We start from the raw sequence: 18,533 nt of genomic DNA on the forward strand, positions 1-18,533 counted from the left end.
GTCGGTGTCACGAGTTGGCGGGGACAAATAGCTACCGGCAGGAACCGTGGTGTCAGTCGAACGTAGGTATATGACGCTGGCGGGCGATGCTGCGGGTATGGACCGCGAGGACCTCACGGACCGGATACCGACCGATCGAATACCGCTTGGCCGAGTGCCGGGACTCGGCGGCGAGTCCGAGCCCGAACCGACAGACACGTTCGACGGGTCGACAGGGGCGTCGGACGCGACGGGGAGCGAACAAAAGCGAGGCGACGCGGAAACAGAAGCGGTCGGTGACGGCGAAGATGAGCTCACAGACGAAGAGGGGCCGTCCCGGCGCGAACGGGCCAGGAAAGCGCTGCTCGGCGTCTCGATCGGTGGCGCCGTGCTGGCGGTGCTGGCCGCCGTCTTGCGTCGACTGCTCGGTGAGGACGAATCGGAAGGGGCAAGCGAAGAAGACGAGGGGGCCGTCCGCATCGAGCTGGAGGACGAAGGGGCCGAACCGGCACCCGACGCCGAGGCGGTCGCGGCAGTGATCGGGCTGGCCTTCCAGCTGCTGGTGCGTCGGCTGGTCGGCGAGGACGATCCGGACGCGTAGACAGCGATCGGCGCCACAGACTCACAGACAGCAACTCCCAGGTTCGACAGTCTAAAGCGACTAGCCCCGGATCCAACAGGCATGGACTATCACGAGGCGGCGAACTTCTGTCTGGAACTCCGCCGGTTCCCGCCCGGACGCGAGACCGACGCTACCGAGGCGTTGCTGTCGGAGCTGGGCGACCCCCACGAGGCGGTGCGGGCGATCCAGATCGCCGGATCGAACGGCAAGGGCTCGACGGCCAGAATGCTCGAATCCACGCTTCGGGAGGCGGGGCTATCGGTGGGATTGTACACCTCGCCGCATCTGGACGACGTCCGGGAGCGGATCACGGTCGACGGTCGCAAGCTCCCGAAAGCGGCGCTGATCGAGTTCGCCGAGCGGATCCAGCCGTACGTGACCGAGCGGGCAGCCGAAGGGGAGGCGCCGACGTTCTTCGAGACGATGACCGTGCTGGCGCTGTGGCAGTTCGCCCGCGCCGGCGTCGACGTCGCGGTACTTGAGGTCGGGATCGGCGGCCGTTACGACGCCACGAGCGTGGTCGATCCGGTCGCCAGCGCCGTCACCAGCGTCAGCCTCGAACACACGGATCTGCTGGGTGAGACCGTCGAGGAGATTGCCCGGGACAAGGCCCACGTCGCACCTGCGGACGCGCCGATTGTCACCGGTGCGACCGGCTCCGCACGCGAAGCGATCCGCGAGGTCGCCGGCGAGGTCGTGACCGTCGACGAGGACGACGCCGACACGACGGTTTCCTACGGCGGTGTGAGAGACACGGACGGGCAGGTCGAACTCGACGGCGAGGGGTTTCACGTCGAGACGCGGCTGCCGCTGCCGGGCGCTCACCAGGCCCGCAACGCGGGCGTCGCCGCGACGCTGGCCCGACAGGTCGCCGACGTCGACGAGGAGACGCTGGGGAGGGGGCTGCGAAACGCCCACTGGCCCGGCCGGTTCGAAGTGATGGACCGGGAGCCGCTGACCGTCCTCGACGGGGCGCACAACCCCGGCGGCTGCGAGCGGGTCGCCGAGACTCTCGAGGAGTTCGAGTACGACGACCTCCATCTGGTCGTCGGCGCGATGGTCGAGAAGGACCACGAGGGTATCGCCGCCGCCCTGCCCGATCCGGCGCACGTCGTGGCCTGTCAAGCCGACGTCGACCGGGCCGAAGACGAGACAGTCGTGGCCGCCGCCTTCGGGAGTGCGTACCCCGACGCGACGGTCGAGACGCGCTCTGACGTGGCGGGCGCCCTGGAGGAGGCACTCGACGCCGCCGATCCGGACGACGCCGTCCTCGTGTCCGGATCGCTGTACACCGTTCGGGAAGCCCGCACACGCTGGACGCGGGCGGTCATCCCCAAGCGGATCGAGGAGCTAGACGACGCACGCGAGACCCTGTCGGGGGCGCACGTCACCGACGCGGGCGTCTGGCGGATGCGCGGGAAGGGCGTCCACCGCGTCCTCAAGACGCGCGTCCAGCCCCGCCAGGCCCAGTACCTCAAAGAGGAGTTGCTCTCGCTCGGCGGGGAGTGTGCGGTCTCGGGGCTGAACAACCAGGACGAGGAGCCCCTGGACGTCGTGCTGATGGCGACGATGGCGCAGTTCAAGCGGCTGGTCGGGAAACTCGAGGGGCAGCCCTACGGCCTCTCGCCGCTCGCGGATCGGCTGCGTGAGCACCTCGAAATCGGCGTCGAACCCGACCGGCGGGGTTACCCCTGGGAGGACGGCACCGCGATCATGGGGATCCTCAACGTCACGCCGGACTCGTTCCACGACGGCGGCGAGTACGACGCCGTCGAGGACGCCGTCGCCAGGGCCGAGGAGATGGTCGAAAACGGGGTCGACATCGTCGACATCGGAGGGGAGTCGACCCGACCCGGCGCGGATCCGGTCCCGGCCGAAGAAGAGATCGAGCGCGTCGTGCCGGTGATCGAGCGCGTCACCGAGCTGGACGTCGCGATCTCGATCGACACGCGCAAGGCGCCGGTCGCCGAGGCCGCACTGGCAGCGGGCGCGGACATCCTCAACGACGTGTCGGGACTCGAAGATCCCGAGATGCGTCATCTCGCGGCCGACTACGACGTGCCGGTCGTGGTGATGCACAGCATCGACACGCCGGTCGATCCCGATCGAGAGGTCCACTACGACGACGTCGTCGAGGACGCCATCGACCAGTTGAAAGAGCGGGTCCTGCTGGCCGAGAAGGCCGGGCTGGACCGGTCACAGATCCTCGTCGACCCCGGGATCGGGTTCGGGAAGACGCCCGCCGAGGACTTCGAGTTGCTCGGCCGGCTCGAGGAGTTCCGGGCGCTGGGCTGTCCGGTGCTAGTCGGCCACTCACACAAGTCGCTGTTCGGTCATATCGGGCGTGACAGCGACGAGCGATTAGCTCCGACTGTCGCCGGGACGGCGCTGGCGGCCGAACACGGCGCCGACGTGGTCCGCGTGCACGACGTCGCGGAGAACGTCGCCGCCCGGGACGTCGTGGCTGCCGCCGAGGATCCGGACGCCGCCGAATGAAAAGAGCGGCGAGCCGACTCGACGACGAGACCGAGTTTGTAGTGCAGTGATAATACACAACCACCAACACAAAATTGGTTCGGTAATTCACCCACAGCAATAAGTCTCCGTTGACGTGTTCGTGAGAGGTTCTCTTCGACCCCAAATATTTGGGGCACACCATCATAGTCAATATAATACAATACCGGCCTATGGGAGATCCCCCAGAACCCGTCATCGATCTCGGTGATGCGGGCGATCCGGACAGAACGGTCGAGGCACAGCGCGAGATCGACTACGAGATGCCGGCCGACAGGCTCGACGAACAACAGCCCCAGTGTCCGTTCGGCCAGGCCGGGAGCTGCTGTGACATCTGTTATATGGGGCCGTGTCGGGTAAGCGACGACGACCAGTACGGGGACGACCGCGGGGTCTGCGGGGCGACGCCCGGAACGGTCGTCTCGCGCAACCTCTATCGCGAGATCGGCGCCGGCGTGTCCTCTCATTCCCACCACGCCCGCGAATCGGTGGAGTTGCTCGCGGAGATCGCCGAGGAGGAGGCCGGGGACTTCGAGATCAAAGACGAGCAGAAGCTTCGATCGATCGCCGAAGACATCGGACTCGAGGCCGACGGGGACGTCAACGAGGTCGCGAAAGCCGTCGCCGACGCGGCGATGGACGACTTCGGCCCCGGCGGGGAGACGCTCAACTGGCTCGAACGGATGCCGGACAGCCAGCGCGAGGTGCTCGACGAGCAAGGGCTGCTCCCGCTGAGCAGCGTCGATCAGCAGGCCGCCCGGGCGCTCGCACAGACCCACAAGGGCAACGACTCGGACACGGGGCACATCCTGAAGAGCGCACTCGAAGCCGGGGTGGCCGACGGCTACGCCGGGTTGACGATGGCAACCGACCTCCAGGACGTCATCTTCGGGACGCCGTCGCCGACCGACGCGACGGCACACCTCGGCGTGCTCGAGGAGGACCAGGTCAACCTCGCGGTCCACGGCCACTCCCCACAGCTCAGCGAGATGGTCGTGAAAGCCGCCGAGGAACTGGAAGACGAGGCCCGCGAGGTCGGCGCGGACGGGATCAACCTCGTCGGGATCTGCTGTACCGGGAACGAACTGGCCGAACGCCACGGCATCCCGATGGCGGCACACAGCCTCCAGTCGGAGCTAGCGGTCACGACCGGGGCGCTCGACGCGATGGTCGTGGACATCCAGTGCATCTGGCCGGGCATCTCCGACCTCATCGAGTGCCACCACACGCGGCTCATCACCACCGTCGACTACGTCCGCATGGAGGAGGCGACGCACATCCCGTTCGACGAGGAGACGGCGATGGAAGACGCCAAGAAGCTGGTTCGGGAAGCGATCGAGGGCTATCAGGACCGCAAGCGCCGCCAGAAGTACGAGGTGAACATCCCCGACCGCACCCAGGAGGCGATGGTCGGGTTCTCCGACAGCGCGATCCTCGGCGTGCTCGAATCGATCGACCCCGAGAACCCCGCCCAGCCGATCGTCGACGCGATCCAGGCGGGCCAGTTGCGCGGGATCGTCGGGATCGTCGGCTGTCCCAACCCCAAGATGCGGGAGGCCAACATGACCGAGAAGCTCATCGAGAACTTGCTCGCCGCGGACGTGTTGCCGGTCGTGACGGGGTGTATCGGCCACATCATGGCCCAGGGCGGCTACCTGGACCCCGACAGGGTCGACGAACTCGCCGGCGACGGGCTCCAGGAACTGCTGTACACGCTCGGTGACGCGGCCGGGCTCGACGGGCCGCTCCCTCCTGTGTTGCACATGGGTTCCTGCGTGGACAACTCTCGGATCGGCAACGTCATCCGCGCGATCTCGGAGGGGAGCGGGATCCCGGTCCAGGACCTGCCGGTCGCCGCGAGCGCGCCCGAGCTGATCGCCGAAAAGGCAGTCAGCATCGGTACCTGGGCGCTCGCGCTCGGACTGCCGCTGCACACCGCGCCCGCTCTCCGGATCGAAGCCAGCGAGGTCGTCACCGAGACGCTCACCGAAGACCTCAAGGACATCACGGGCGGGTACCTGATCCAGGACGGAACGCCGGACGGAGCAGCGGAGCAACTCATCGACGCGCTCGACGAGCGGCGAGCGCCGCTAGTCGATGCAGACATCGAGGCGGAGGCTGGCACGGCGGACTAACGATACCATGAAAGTCGCAATCACCGGAAAAGGAGGCGTCGGCAAATCGACACTCTCGGCGGCGGTCGCACGGGAGATCGCGGACGAACGGCGGATGATCGCGATCGACGGCGATCCCGACATGAACCTCGCGAGCGCGCTCGGGATCGACCAGCCCGATCCGATCACACAGGAGACGGACCTCATCGAGGATCGAGCCGGTTCGTCCGGCGGACTGATCCAGCTCCGCCCGGAGGTCACGGACGTGCTCGAATCAAAGTCCGTCGCGTTCGGCGAGCGCGGCCGGCTCGTCACTATCGGCCCGCCGGAAGCCGGCGGGACCGGGTGCATGTGCCCGGAGAACAACTTCATCCGCTCGCTCGTCAATCAGGCGCTGGATTACGACGACGTCGTCATGGACATGGAAGCCGGGATCGAGCACCTCGGCCGGGGGACCGCCGACGACGTGGACGCGATGATCGTCGTCGTCGAGCCCTCGCAGGCGTCGATCGAGACGGCCCACCAGATACAGACGCTGGCGGATGACATCGGCATCGACGCCACCTACGCGTTCCTCAACAAGGTCCGCGACGAGAGCGAGGCCGAGCTGATCGAGGACCAACTCGCGCTGCCGATCGTCGAGACGTTCGGCTACGACGACGACATCGCCAGCGCCGGCCTGGAAGGCGTCTCGCCGGTCGAGGCGAGTCCCGCACTGCGGGCGACGGCCCGAGACGTACTCGATTCGGTCGTCGCCGACATCGAGTGAACGGGAAACGCGGGCCGGAGAACAGCGCACGGACAACGGCGGCGGGCACCCACCGCGTTTGCCGCGATCAGGGGGCGATTTACACCAGTCCGTATTCGTCCCGGACGTCCCGATACAGATCCAGATACGAGCTGATGACGGCGTCGTGGTCGTACGCGTCCCAGTCGTCGTCGACAGTCAGGTGCTCGAACTCGCCGGCGTCGGTGATCGCGTCGGCGAGCTGCTGGGGCGTCGTCACCCGGAAGCCCCGACGGTGGTTCTCAACCAGTTCGTGGGCGCTCGATTCGGCCTGGTACTCGACGATGCCGACACAGCCGGCGGCGAGCGCCCACAGGAGTTCGGTGGCGAACTGTTCCCGGTAGGCGGTCTGGACGAAGACGTGCGCGCTCCGATAGACGGCCAGCCGTTCCGAGAGTGGCCGCTCGCCGACGAACTCGACGCGGTCGTCGATGCGCAGGTCTTCGGCTTCGGATTCGTAGGCCCCGCGGGCGGGGCCGTCGCCGATAATCGTCGCCGACCAGTCCCGGTCGCGCAGCTCCGCGAGCCCCAGCAGGAGGCTCTTGACGTTCGCCGTCTCGTCGAGCGGATGGGCGAAAACGACATCGACGTCGTCGGCGGGATCGACCGCCCGGATCCGGTCCATGTCGATGCTCTCGGGCAGGGTCCGCAGACGGTCGTCCGCGACGCCGGACTCGCGAAGCTCGGTGCGGACCATCTCGGAGGGAGCGACGATCCGGGCGGGCGCCGAGAGCGCCCTGCCGGCCCAGCGCGATCCCGACGGGTCGGTGTCGCCGAAGAACTCGACGAGAAGCGGCGCACGCGAAAGCGACCCCCCGACGCTCGCGGCGACGACCTGCGAGGCGGGTGTGGGCAACGCGTGGATCACGTCAGGGTCGAACCGGGCCAGCGCCCAGGGAAGCCCAAGCGCGAACGACGTCGGCGCCGGCGAGTCGGTCACGCCGTGATAGACGACATCGGAATCGGTCACCGTCTCGCGGTCATCCTCCCAAGATCGGGCGCAGAAGACGGTCACGTCGTGGCCGCGTTCGGCAAGCAGGCGGGCGAGCCGTTCGAACCGACGGGTGCCCGGCCTGTCGTCGTGATGGGTCGTCTCCATCGAGACGAACGCGACGCGCATATCTCCGTCGTCGGTACCAACCGACAAAAAGCGGGCGGTTTCCCGTGGCGGCGGCGAGTCACTCGGGTTCGACGCCGCGGATCTCGAACCGTGCGCCGCCCTCGTCGCTCTCGGTGACGGCGATCGACCAGCCGTGGGCGGTGGCGATCTCGCTGACGATCGCCAGCCCGAACCCGGTTCCGTGTGTCGCCGTCGAGTAGCCGCTCTCGAGGACCGCCTCGCGGTCGTCTGCCGGGATTCCCCGCCCGTCGTCCTCGACGTAGAATCCCTCCGAGAGCGGACCGACCCGAACGGTGAGCGACGCGTCCGCGTCGGATCGGCCATGCTCCACGGCGTTGCGAAACAGGTTTTCGAGCAGTTGCTGGAGTCGGTCGGCGTCGGCGGCGAGCAGACGGGTCTCCTCGATTTCGAGGTCCGCATCGGGCGCATCGACCATCATCCAGGCCGACTGGGCGATCGTCGAGAGGTCCACGGTCGTCGGCTCGTCGATGGGCTGACCGTGGCGAGCCAGCGCGAGCACGTCGTCGATGAGACGTTCCATCCGTTCGAGGGCGTCAGCGGTCGTCTCCAGGTTCTCGTCGTCGCGATCGTCGCGAGCCAGTTCGAGCCGGGCCATCGCCACGCTCAGCGGGTTGCGCAGGTCGTGGCTGACCATGCTCGCGAACGACTCCAGCCGGTCGTTCTGGCGTTCGAGCTCCCGGCGATACTGCTCGCGTTCGGTGACGTCTCGCAGGACGACCAGCCGGCCGAGCTGGGGTTGATCGACGGCGAAGTCCCGCTCGGAGACGTGATAGTACTCGACGCCGCCCGGCCGGTCCAGCGCGATCGTTGGCGCGTCCGCAGCGAGCGCGTCGGCTACGTCGGGCAGCGTCGACCACAGCGGTTCGCCGAGTGCCGTACCGGCCCGCAGGCACGGGAACAGCCCCTCCGCGCCGTCGTTGTACTCGCGGATCCGGTCGCGCTGGTCGAGCAGGATCGTCGGCTCGTCGCGGTCGCCGGTCGCCTGGACGGCCTGAAACCGGTAGAAGTAGACGAACAGCAACCCGACGGCGAAAAGCGCCACGCCGATCGGTTCGTACGTGATGTCGATGAGATGTGGCGTGGCGAAGCCAACGACGTCGAGGACGACCGGTAGGATCGTCACGCTGGCGAGCGCGAACAACGGTCGGGTGTCGTAGCTGACCTGCCGGAACCGCTCGTAGAGCATGAAGTATCCGATCATCGACAGGCCGTAGGACAGTCCCATCACCAGCCAGTGAAACAGCTGGTGGCGGACAGCGATATGCGGGAACGGCTGGGCGACGAGGGCCGGTTCGTAGTAGAGGTAATGGTACGGATTGGTCACCTTCACGGCGACGATCACCAGAAAGATCGCGAGCAGTCCGGTGCGGAGCCGCCGGTCGTGATGAAGCGTGCGGCCAGTGTACGCCGACGTGAAGTACAGCCACGGTCCGACTGCGGCCAGCCCGACGATCAGACCGACGGTGTAGAACCCGAGCGAAAGCTCGACCGTCGGCGCGAGCAGGAATCCGACGTGTGCAGTTGCCCACCCGCCGGTCGTGAGCAACAGCGCCGCGAGCCCGCGGCGCGTGTCGGGGTCTTCGATCCGCGATGTCGCGGCGACGCTGGCGAAACTGGCGACCGCGGCAGCCACGAAGACGAGAACGTAGGCGACGAACAGCGGATCGAGCGTCGGCGCGAGTCCGAATACCACACCGACAGTACGCACTGAAGTAGTATATGTGTAGCCATGGCGGCCGCCGTTTTCGGATGCGGGCGGCTCGCCGCGGATCAGCCGAGCGTCTTCTCGGCCCACGTCAGCGCGTAGTCGGGACCGTGCTCGCGGTAGGCGTCGGTGTTCAGCGCGCCGAACGGCGTCGGCAGTTCGAGGTCGTGTTTGATAGCGCTGCAGGCCAGTTCGGCGCCGTCGCCGAAGGCGGTCCGGCCGCTTGCGATGTCCGAATCCAGCGAGGACAGCCGTGGCTGCAGGCGCTGTCCGGCGTCGACCCAGGCGTCGTGCAACTGCGGTCGATCGTCGGCCCAGTCGGCGAACACGGGCCGAGTGTGCAACCCGAGATACCCCTCGTAGAGCGCGGCCGAGAGCTGGTAGGTATCGACGGGATCGAGCCGGTCGGAGACGGCCGCGGCGAACGCCCGGTAGCGGTCCTCGAAGAACCCGAGGAACTGTTCGGGGACGCCGAGCCCGATCTGGACCAGCGCTTCGGCGACAAGGAATCGAACGAACGAATCGGGCGAGCCCGACAGCCGCGGCTTGACGAGCACGACGGGCGGGTCGGTCTGGCGCGTCCAGGCGACGCCGCCGTCCCCGGGTGCGCCGACGGTGAACGTGTCGCTGGCGTATTCGACGAGCAGGTCCGGGGCGTCCGCCGGGAGCCACGACCGGGGATAGCTCGCCGGCTCCAGGGCGTCGGCGACGAGCCCGAGCTGTTCGGCGCTTGCGGGCGGTAACGTCTCGAAGTCCCGTTCGACATCGAGCACGACCGCGTCCGGCGCGTGTACGGCCCGGACCTGCTCGACGGCCTCAGGCAGCGATCGTTCGGTGAACATCAGGCTGCCAGTGCCGTGTTGACGATCAGCGCGACGGCCGCGGCCGCCGACAGGCCGACCGTTGCGAGGACGATCTTCGTCGCTGTACTCATACGCCGTCCTTCCGGGCCGGGTGAGTTAAACGCACCGCAGTTTGTGGCTGTGTTCACCGGAGTCGGTGGTAGGTCTCCCTGAGTGTCGCCGGAGCGACACCGGCAACGTCGGCAGCTTCGCGCTGGGTGAGCGAACAGTCGGCCTCGATTGCCGCGGTGTACAGACAGGCGCCCGCCACGCCGGCCGGATTGCGCCCGGCGGCGATGCCCTCGTCTGTAGCGCGGGCGGCCAACTGGCGCGCCCGGCGTTCGACATCGGCCTCGAGACCGAGTTCGGTCGCGAACCGCGGGAGGTACTCCGCGGGATCGATCGGGCCGGTCTCGAGTTCGAACGCGCGGTTGAGCACCCCATAGCAGTTCTTGAGCCGGCCGCGGTCGACCCGCGAGACGGCAGCGACCTCCGCCAGCGTCCGAGAGATGCCCGCAATGCGACAGATCGCGTACACCGCGGCCGTCGCGATCCCCTCGATCGACCGTCCGCGAAGCAGGTCGTCCTCCTGGGCGCTCGTGAAGAGGACGCACGCCCGGTCCCGGATCGCATCCGGCAGGGAGAGGCGGCCGGTCATCCGCCAGATCTCGCCGAACCCTTCGCGTCGGTTGCGGGCGACTTTCGAGGGTGCGCTCGCCCGGCGGTGCTGGGTGCGCATCCGCGTGAGTCGGCGCCGTTTCCCGGCCGAGACGCCGGCGTCGTGGCCGATCTCGGTCGACAGGCCCATGTCGTGGCGTGCCGGCGTCAGCGGCGCGCCGGTCCGCTCGCGGGTCTCGTCGTCGAAGGCGCGCCACTCCGGCCCGCGGTCGAGTCGATCGGCCTCAACGACGAGGCCACACTCAGTACAGACCGTCTCCTGTTCTCCCGTCCGAAGGGTTCCCCGACACTCCGGGCACGTCCGTCTTCCGCTAGTTTGCATCACCCCACTTCGATCGAAGGGTCGACTTAAATTTCGGGGTCAGAGCCGGTCGGCAATCGACTCGGCTACGTCGTCGAGTTCGGCGTCGGAGGGGTCCGGCCGGGCGTCGAACAGCGCGTGGATCGGGCCGGCGCCGTCGTCCGCCGACCGCGGGACGACGTGGGCGTGGACGTGCGGGACCTCCTGGCCGGCGGCCTCGCCGTTGTTGACCGCGACGGTCGTGGCGGGCACGTCGAGAGCGTCCTCGACCGCGGGGACGACCTCGTGGAGCGCCCCGTAGAAGTCAGTCGCCTCCGCAGCGGGAATGTCGTCGAGACGCTCGTAGTGGTCTTTCGGGACGACCAGCGTGTGACCCATCGTCAGCGGGTTGGCGTCGAGAAACGCCAGCGCGGCGTCGTCCTCGTAGACGGTTCGGCTCGGGATCTCGCCGTCGACGATACGGCAGAAAATGCAATCGTCGCTCATGTGCGTCTCTGCGTCGGCCACCAAAATAACGTCTTGGGCGTCGGCCGAGAACGGCGGTCCCGTCCACGGAACGTCAATCCGGCCCCACCCGCGGGCGTCAATCGTAACTGACGTCCTCGATGACGATCCGGGTCGCCTCGAAGTCCTCGATGACAGCGCCCCAGCCACCGACGGCGATCGGTCCGTCGTCGGTCTCGACGGTGATCGTGGCCTGGCCGCCGAGGTACGAGAACAGGGGATCGCGGCCGACGTTTTCGAGGCTGGGGTAATCGATGTCGACAATGTCTCCTTCGAGGGTGACCTCGGTGCCCGAATCGACGTCGAGACCTTGCACGGTGGCAGCGATCGTCGCTCCGTCCTCGAGCAGCGGTGCGATGTCACGAATGCAGTTGCGGATGTTCACGTACGTCCGGGGCAACGAGTCGTCGTCGTCGGTGAACAACGGCTCCGTCGACTCCCAGAGACCGGCCATGAAGAACCAGTGGAAGACATAGGCGTGCGTCCGATCCTCGACGATGATCCCGTAGCGGTTCGTCGAGAGGTCGTGCGGGGCGAAGCAGGTCGCGGTCCGGTCGATGAGCGCGATCAGCGGCATCGGGATCGACCGGTACCGGGCTTCCGTCGCGACCTCCCGCAGTTCCGATTCCGACGGGAGCGAATGCGGCGAGTCCTCCTCGGCGTACATCGCCAGTCGCACGTGCACACCGCGCTCGCGTGCGTCCTTCAGGGCGTCCCGAAGTCGGACGTACTGACTCTGGCTGACAGCGACCAGGACCTGGTTTTCCGCCGCACGGATCTTCGCTTCCGCCTTGTCGAGGACCGTGTCGATCCGCTTGACGAAACTCACCGTATGCGAGTCCATCGTCGGTGCTTCCCAGCGGTCCTCGATCTCCTCTGCCGCGTCCTCGAATCGATCGGCGCGTTCGCGGAGGTCCTCGAGGACCGATTCGGGGCTGTACGCCCTGGCGTGGAGGCTGTCCTGCTCGTAGGTCTCGACGTAGCCGCGTTGTTCCAGATCCCGGAGTACGTCGTAAATCCGTGGGTCCGGGACGTCGCTCTCCTCGGCGACGTCGGTCGCCGACGCGGACCCCAGCTCCAGTACTGTCACGTACGCCTCCGCCTGATACGGCGAGAGGCCGGCGTCTTCGAGTACTGTTGTAAGCTTCGATTTATTCATTGTTGGTATTGTTATGCCATCAGGGTTGTAAACTGTCCGCTTTGGTATCACTCCGCGCGGTATCGATGCTGGCGGTCGTATCGGGCACGGGACGGCGAATCACCTGTCTTTGCCCTCCTGTGGCCATTGCGGGAACTTCGGTTGGGCGATTCGCTCGACCTCCGCGTCAGTCAGCGAGATGTCGACTGCCGCGACGTTCTCTTCGAGGTGGTCGATCCGCCGCGGCCCGATAATCGGGGCGGTCACCACGTCCTGTGCCAGCAGCCAGGCGAGGCTGATCTGCGCCGGGGTGGCGTCCCGTTCGTCGGCGATCGACCGGATCTCCTCGAGAACGGCCCAGTTCTCGTCGGTGAATCGGTTCGACGTGTACTCGTCGGTCGCAGCCCTGGTGTCCCCGGATGGTTCGTTGTCGCGGTCGTACTTGCCAGTGAGGAACCCGCCCGCGAGCGGCGACCACGGGACGACGCCGATATCCTCCTCGGCGCAGATCGGCAGGAGGTTCGCCTCCTCGTGGCGGTCGACGGCGTTGTACTCCGGTTGCATCGAGACGAACCGCTCGTAGCCCTCGATATCGGCGGTGTACAGCGCCTTCGAGAACTGCCAGCCGGCCATCGTCGAGGCACCGATATAGCGGACCAGCCCCTCGTCGACGAGATGGGTCAGCGCCGACAGCGTCTCCTCGATCGGCGTGTTCTCGTCCCAGCGGTGGATCTGGTAGAGGTCGATGTAGTCGACGCCAAGCCGATCGAGACTGGCATGGGCCTGGTCGATGATGTGTTTGCGAGACAGCCCCTGCCCGTTCGGCCCGTCGTGCATCTCGCCGAAGACCTTGGTGGCGATCACCAGTTCGTCCCGGCGATAGTTGGCGATCGCCTCGCCGACGATCTCCTCGCTCTCGCCGGTGGAGTAGACGTTCGCGGTATCCAGGAAGTTGATCCCGAGATCGAGCGCTCGATGGATGATCTCGCGACTCTTCTCACGGTCGTCGATCATCCACTCGGCCTCGCTCCCGAAGTTCATGCACCCGAGCGCCAGCTCGGACACCTCCAACCCGGTCGATCCGAGTGTTGTATGTGGTACTGTATCACTCGACATACCACTATTTTTAATCCCCGTTGTAAAAAGGCTGGCGTCGAGTGCGATTTGGGTGGGAGGGATCGTCTCGAAAAGCAAGACGCGAGAGCGGCGCGACGCGTCCGGCAGGTCAGCCTGCCGATCGCATCACGGTCGGCGGGTCCAGACGACGGCCTGTCCGTTGTCGAGCGTGAGCGTGTCGAGGTCGGGCGCAGTGCCCGGGGACGCGAGCGCGGGTTCCCAGCCGTCCGCCGGGATCGACGGGTCGAGACCGGTCGGCTCGACGGTCACCTCGGGCCCTTCCATGTTCCCCACGAACAGCACCTGTTCGTCGCCGTCCGGAGACGCCCTGAAGCCGTAGTAGACGACCGTCCCGTCGACGGGATGGACGTAATCGAAGACCTCCGATCCGTCGACGTCAATGTCTTCGAGCAACCACGGCCGGTCCTGACGGAACTCCCGGACGCGCTGGGTGAACTCGGCGCGGTCCGGGTCGAGGGTGTCCAGCCAGTTCGAAAGATTGGCGAACTCGTTGACGTCGGCCATCCAGTGTTCGCTGAATCGTTCGAGATCCTCGGGCGTCACCGTCTCGCCTGCAAGCGGTGATCCCAGTGCCTCGATAGTCGCTGCCATGTCCTCCAGTTCCCAGTCGGTCGCTTCGCCGACATCGTGCAGGACGTGCACGAAGTGATCGAGGTCGTCCCGGTCGTCGATGCCCATCGACTTCAGCCGCCCGAAGAACCGATCGTCGTCGTACAGCTCGGCAGGGACGTGCCAGTCGAGGACGTTGTCCTCCTCGGCGACGACCTTGACGTTCCACTCGTCGTCAGTATCACGCATAAACGACCAGGGCGCGTGGGCGTTGGCGTTGAGGAAGTCCATCGGCACGCCGGGCAGCAGGCAGTGCAACAGCATGTTCGTCGAGGGCTGGTCGTAGGCTTCGTCGATGATCTCCGGCCCGTCGTCGCCCAGGTAGGGGTTGATCGGATCTTCCTCCCAGCCTTTCGGGAGGGGCTGTTGGGTCCCCCTGCGGAGCGTGTCGTGATTCGCGACGCCAGTGATCCAGTTGCTGCCGAAATCGGCGACCTCGAAGACGCGCCACCACTTGCTCGCCCAGAACGTCAGCAGGGCGGGCTTGTTGTGCGCGAAGGTGATCGGCGACCACTGGAAGGAGTGGGGGTGCTGTTTGATGAGCTCGCGATAGGTCGAAGCCAGTTCCCAGTCCCCGCGGGGCCAGGGCCGGCCGTCTTCGTAGATCATCCACGGCCGGTATTCGGTCCCGCCGACTTCCTGTGTTACCTCGTCCATCTCCGCGAGGAACTCGTCGTCGTGGAACAGTTCGTCGGGGCCGGGGTCGTAATACTTGAAGTCCTGTGCGCCGTCGACCCGGATTCCGTCGGCACCGAAGTCCATCTTTCGGCGCTGGAGCTCCAGCACCGTCGCCCGGACGACCGGATGCAGGTAGTCCAGTTCCAGGCCGTACATCCCCGGGCCTTCGATGAACTCCTCGTCGAGCAGTTCGTCGGCCCGTCCCTCGGCGTGGCCCAGCGCGATGTCGAAGACGATCCGGATCGGCTCCGGGAGGTTGTGACAGGCGGCGATGAAATCGACCAGTTCGTGTGGTCGCCCTGTCTCCAGGATTGCGGGATTGGGTGCCGAAAACGCCCGGATGACGATGTCGTAGCCCCAGTTTATCAGGTCGGGTTGCTCGGCGATGAGCTCGGCCGTCTCGCCGCCCTGGGGTGCGACGCGGTCGCCCTCAACCTGCCAGAACTCGTGGTTCTCGCGGTGTTCGGTGATCGGCTCGATCGGCATCAGCTGGATCCCGTCGTAGCCCATATGGATCCGCTCGCCGGCAGTCAGGTCCTCGCCCGTGCGGAGCTTCTCGCTGATCCGATCGTATCGCCGTGCCAGCCCTCCTAGAGACCCGTTCTCGGTTGCCGTCCCCGGATGGATTTCGACCATGCTCGTCGCGGGCTCGATCCGCGGCAGGCCGTCGTCCTCGCTGGTCGGGATCGGCTCCGCGTCGGTACCGAGGTGCTCGAAGTACTCGCGGTCGTCACGCTCGGCGTCGAGCGTGTCGAGATCGATCAGCTCGGCGGGGCCGAACACGCCGAACGGCACCGAGTACGCAAGCGGATCCTGAACCGTGTGCCACTCGCCGTCCTCGCGGTAGACCAGCTGGTAGAGGGAGCCGAACTGCTCACGCGTGCCCGGACGCATACCCTCGACGACCGCCCAGTGGTACTCGCCTTCGCGATGGATCGGAAGCCGATCGCGCCGGACCTCGATCGTCTGCTGATCGACGCCGTCTTCGAAGACCCGAACGTCCTCCGTCGGGGTCAACACTTCGAGATAGACGTCATCGTGCGGGACGCCAGCGTCGACGATCTCGGGCGTCCAGAAGCCGATCTCGGTCACGCCGTCTTCGTAGTGTGCGCCCAGTCGGGTGACGATCTCCTTGGCCGCCTCGAAGTCGTCGTCGTGGCGCTCCCGCTGCGCTCGATGCCACGCACGCAGGTCCTCGGTGGGTTCGTCCAGCAGCCGGACGTTTGCTGTCACAGTAGTACAACTCCTGTAGTAATAATGAACCCCATTCATCTTAAAGACACACCCCGCGTCCGGGCCGGATACGCGATCCCACCCATCTAACCACACCTGTTGTAAAGAATTTTGATGCCGGGGATACAATGGTACACTATGACCGAAAGCGCCCGTATAGCGTGGTACAGGAGGGGACAATGAGCGAGGCCAGCGGTGACCGGAACGAGGCCCCGATAGCGGATTGGCCCCCGGAGGACCCCGTCGAGGCGCTGCGGACGTTTCTGATCGATCGCTACGCGGACCATCCCGAGAGCGATGTGTTGCGCGAGCGGATCGAGGAACACCTGCCGGACCTCTGGCGGGCGTTTACCGAGGTCTACGGGGACGACCGCGAGAGCGTCACCTGGCTGCTCGAAGCGGTCGATGCGGCCGTCGAGACCTTCGATGCCCGACCCGAGCGTCTCCGCTCGCTCGATCGGTCCCGCGAGGGCGTCGAGGACTGGTTCCAGCGACCGGAGGAGGTCGGCTACATGTGTTACGTCGACCTGTTCGCGGGGGACCTCCAGGGCGTCCGCGAGAAGATCCCCTATCTGAAGGAGCTCGGCGTGACCTACCTGCATCTGATGCCGCTGCTGGAGCCACGCGAGGGGCAAAACGACGGCGGGTACGCCGTCACGGACTACCGGGCGGTCGATCCCGACCTGGGGACGATGGACGACCTGCGGGAACTAGCCGCGGACCTCCAGGAGGAGGATATTCACCTCGCGCTCGATTTCGTGATGAACCACACCGCTCGCGAGCACGAGTGGGCCCAGGCCGCGATGGACGGCGACGAGCGCTTCGAGGACTTCTATCTCACCTTCGAGGACCGCGAGCGCCCCGACCAGTACGAGCAGACGCTCCCGGAGGTGTTCCCGGACTTCGCGCCGGGGAACTTCACCTACGTCGAGGAGCTACAGCAGTGGGTCTGGACGAGCTTCTACGACTTCCAGTGGGATCTGGACTACTCGAACCCGGACGTGTTCGTCCAGATGTTCCGGGAGATGGCGTTTCTCGCGAACGTGGGGACCGACGTGCTCCGGCTCGACGCCGTCCCCTTTCTCTGGAAGGAACTGGGGACGGACTGCCGGAATCTGGACGAGGCCCACTGGATCCTGCGGGCCTACCGGGCGCTGATGCGGATCGCCGCGCCAGGCGTACTGTTCAAAGCCGAGGCCATCGTCACGCCCGAGGAGACGATCAGGTACCTCGGCACGGGCGGCCACGAGGGCGAGGAGTGTGACATCGCCTACAACGCGCCGCTGATGGCCCACCTCTGGCACGCGCTGGCCAGCGAGAACACCCAGTTGCTGGAACAGGCCCTCGAATCGCTCCCGGCGACCCCGGAGGGGGCCTCGTGGCTCAACTACGTCCGGTGTCACGACGACATCGGCTGGGGCCTGGACGACGAGGACGTCCGCGCTGTCGGTCAGGACCCGACCAGTACGCGCAAGTTCTGCTCGGACTTCTACGCGGGCGATCACCCCGACAGCTACGCCGAGGGGTATCGCTTCCAGGAGGAGGCGACCGGCGTCGCCCGAACCTCCGGGACCGCCGCGGCACTGACCGGCCTCCAGAAAGCCCGCGTCGAGGGCGACCCCGAGGACGTCGACGCGGCGATCCAGCGGTACCTGCTCATGCACCAGGCCGCCTTCGTCATGCAGGGGATGCCGTTGCTGTACAGCGGCGATGAGCTCGCCCAGCTCAACGACTTCTCGTATCTGAACAACCCGATCAAGGCCGAGGACAACCGCTGGGTCCACCGCTCGCCGATGGACTGGGACGCCGCCGAGCGCCGCACGCTGGAGGGGTCGGTCGAACAGCGCGTCTTCGACGGGATCAAGCGCCTCTCGAACGCGCGAGCGGGGCGCGAGGCGTTGCACCACCGCGGTGAGGAAGTCGTTCACGACGTGTCGGACGATGCGGTGTTCGTCGTCGAGCGCGCCCGCGACGGCGAACGCCTGCTTGCGCTCTCGAACTTCTCCGGGGAGTCGCGAGCGGTCGCCTTCGGCGAGCTTCCCGACGGCTGGGACGCCGGAAGCTACCGCGAGGTCCTCCGGGACGAGTCGGCGTTCTACCCCGACGGTCGGATCCTCCTGGAACCGTACGGCTATCGCTGGCTCGAACCGGCCGACGCGACGCCCGGCGAGGCGGTGACGACCCGCGTCGAGATCGACGTCGAAGCCGAATACGGCGAGGAGGTGTTCCTGACCGGTAACCACGAGGCGCTCGGCAACTGGGACGTCGAGCAAGCGGTAGCGCTGTCGGGCGAGGACTACCCGACCTGGCGGGGCGAGTTCGAGTTGCCAGCGGGGACCTACGTCGAGTTCGAGTGGCTGAAAAAGAGCGAGGGGGAGCCGGTCGAGTGGTCCGGACACCGCTACGTCACGAAAGCCGGCTGGGACACCGCCTGGCTGCTGGAGTGAGCCGGTCCACAGCGACGATTTCGAGTCGTCGGTCGCGGACGTGACTGTTCTCATACTGCCGGCTGTGACTTCGTGGAAGTATTCGCCACCCCAGGTGGCGAAAT

General features: G+C 66.7%; 14 protein-coding genes. 5 read left to right on the forward strand and 9 right to left on the reverse strand.

Annotated features, from left to right (window positions below; genetic code table 11):
* Window positions 1-97 precede the first annotated feature (97 nt).
* The 4 genes from HSEST_RS13500 (at window position 98) to HSEST_RS13515 (ending at window position 5,998) form a co-directional block, all read left to right on the forward strand.
* Entirely contained in the window at window positions 98-580 is a 483-nt protein-coding gene (locus HSEST_RS13500) for a hypothetical protein (RefSeq protein ID WP_229121483.1), read from the forward strand.
* An 81-nt stretch (window positions 581-661) separates the two neighbouring features.
* Window positions 662-3,097 carry a dihydropteroate synthase gene (gene folP, locus HSEST_RS13505; RefSeq protein WP_229121484.1) on the forward strand — a complete coding sequence of 812 codons (2,436 nt, stop codon included), beginning with the start codon at window positions 662-664 and terminating at the stop codon, window positions 3,095-3,097.
* Between the two features lie 191 nt (window positions 3,098-3,288).
* Window positions 3,289-5,250 carry an anaerobic carbon-monoxide dehydrogenase catalytic subunit gene (cooS, locus tag HSEST_RS13510; protein ID WP_229121485.1) on the forward strand — a complete coding sequence of 654 codons (1,962 nt, stop codon included), beginning with the start codon at window positions 3,289-3,291 and terminating at the stop codon, window positions 5,248-5,250.
* 7 nt (window positions 5,251-5,257) lie between these two features.
* Window positions 5,258-5,998: an AAA family ATPase gene (locus HSEST_RS13515; RefSeq protein ID WP_229121486.1), complete on the forward strand. Its 741-nt coding sequence runs from the start codon at window positions 5,258-5,260 to the stop codon at window positions 5,996-5,998.
* A 79-nt stretch (window positions 5,999-6,077) separates the two neighbouring features.
* Here the strand turns inward: HSEST_RS13515 and HSEST_RS13520 are convergent, their stop codons facing one another.
* The 9 genes from HSEST_RS13520 to gghA form a co-directional block, all read right to left on the reverse strand.
* The gene (locus HSEST_RS13520; protein WP_229121487.1) at window positions 6,078-7,136 is read right to left on the reverse strand and encodes a glycosyltransferase family 4 protein; all 1,059 of its coding nucleotides are present in this window, start codon (window positions 7,134-7,136) and stop codon (window positions 6,078-6,080) included.
* A gap of 58 nt (window positions 7,137-7,194) precedes the next feature.
* Window positions 7,195-8,850: an ATP-binding protein gene (locus HSEST_RS13525; protein ID WP_229121488.1), complete on the reverse strand. Its 1,656-nt coding sequence runs from the start codon at window positions 8,848-8,850 to the stop codon at window positions 7,195-7,197.
* 77 nt (window positions 8,851-8,927) lie between these two features.
* The gene (locus HSEST_RS13530) at window positions 8,928-9,704 is read right to left on the reverse strand and encodes a DUF7089 family protein (protein ID WP_229121489.1); all 777 of its coding nucleotides are present in this window, start codon (window positions 9,702-9,704) and stop codon (window positions 8,928-8,930) included.
* Window positions 9,704-9,796, reverse strand: coding sequence for a hypothetical protein (locus HSEST_RS14700; RefSeq protein ID WP_418886518.1), 93 nt, complete (start codon window positions 9,794-9,796; stop codon window positions 9,704-9,706). Before HSEST_RS14700 ends, HSEST_RS13530 begins: the two co-directional genes overlap by 1 nt.
* A 53-nt stretch (window positions 9,797-9,849) precedes the next feature.
* Complete coding sequence (locus HSEST_RS13535; RefSeq protein WP_229121490.1) at window positions 9,850-10,704, reverse strand: transcription initiation factor IIB; 855 nt, start codon at window positions 10,702-10,704, stop codon at window positions 9,850-9,852.
* Window positions 10,705-10,743: 39 nt separating this feature from the next.
* Complete coding sequence (locus HSEST_RS13540) at window positions 10,744-11,169, reverse strand: HIT family protein (protein WP_229121491.1); 426 nt, start codon at window positions 11,167-11,169, stop codon at window positions 10,744-10,746.
* Between the two features lie 97 nt (window positions 11,170-11,266).
* Window positions 11,267-12,346, reverse strand: coding sequence for a TrmB family transcriptional regulator (locus tag HSEST_RS13545; RefSeq protein ID WP_229121492.1), 1,080 nt, complete (start codon window positions 12,344-12,346; stop codon window positions 11,267-11,269).
* A gap of 99 nt (window positions 12,347-12,445) precedes the next feature.
* Window positions 12,446-13,441, reverse strand: a complete 996-nt coding sequence (locus HSEST_RS13550) for an aldo/keto reductase (protein ID WP_229121493.1) — start codon at window positions 13,439-13,441, stop codon at window positions 12,446-12,448.
* 126 nt (window positions 13,442-13,567) lie between these two features.
* A complete protein-coding gene (gghA, locus tag HSEST_RS13555; protein WP_418886519.1) occupies window positions 13,568-16,021 on the reverse strand; it encodes a glucosylglycerol hydrolase in 2,454 nt (817 codons plus the stop codon).
* A gap of 140 nt (window positions 16,022-16,161) precedes the next feature.
* Here gghA and HSEST_RS13560 point away from each other — a divergent pair, with 140 nt between their 5' ends.
* Window positions 16,162-18,429, forward strand: a complete 2,268-nt coding sequence (locus HSEST_RS13560; RefSeq protein WP_229121495.1) for an alpha-amylase family glycosyl hydrolase — start codon at window positions 16,162-16,164, stop codon at window positions 18,427-18,429.
* Window positions 18,430-18,533: the final 104 nt, after the last annotated feature.

Source organism: Halapricum desulfuricans (assembly GCF_017094465.1).
Taxonomy (GTDB): domain Archaea; phylum Halobacteriota; class Halobacteria; order Halobacteriales; family Haloarculaceae; genus Halapricum.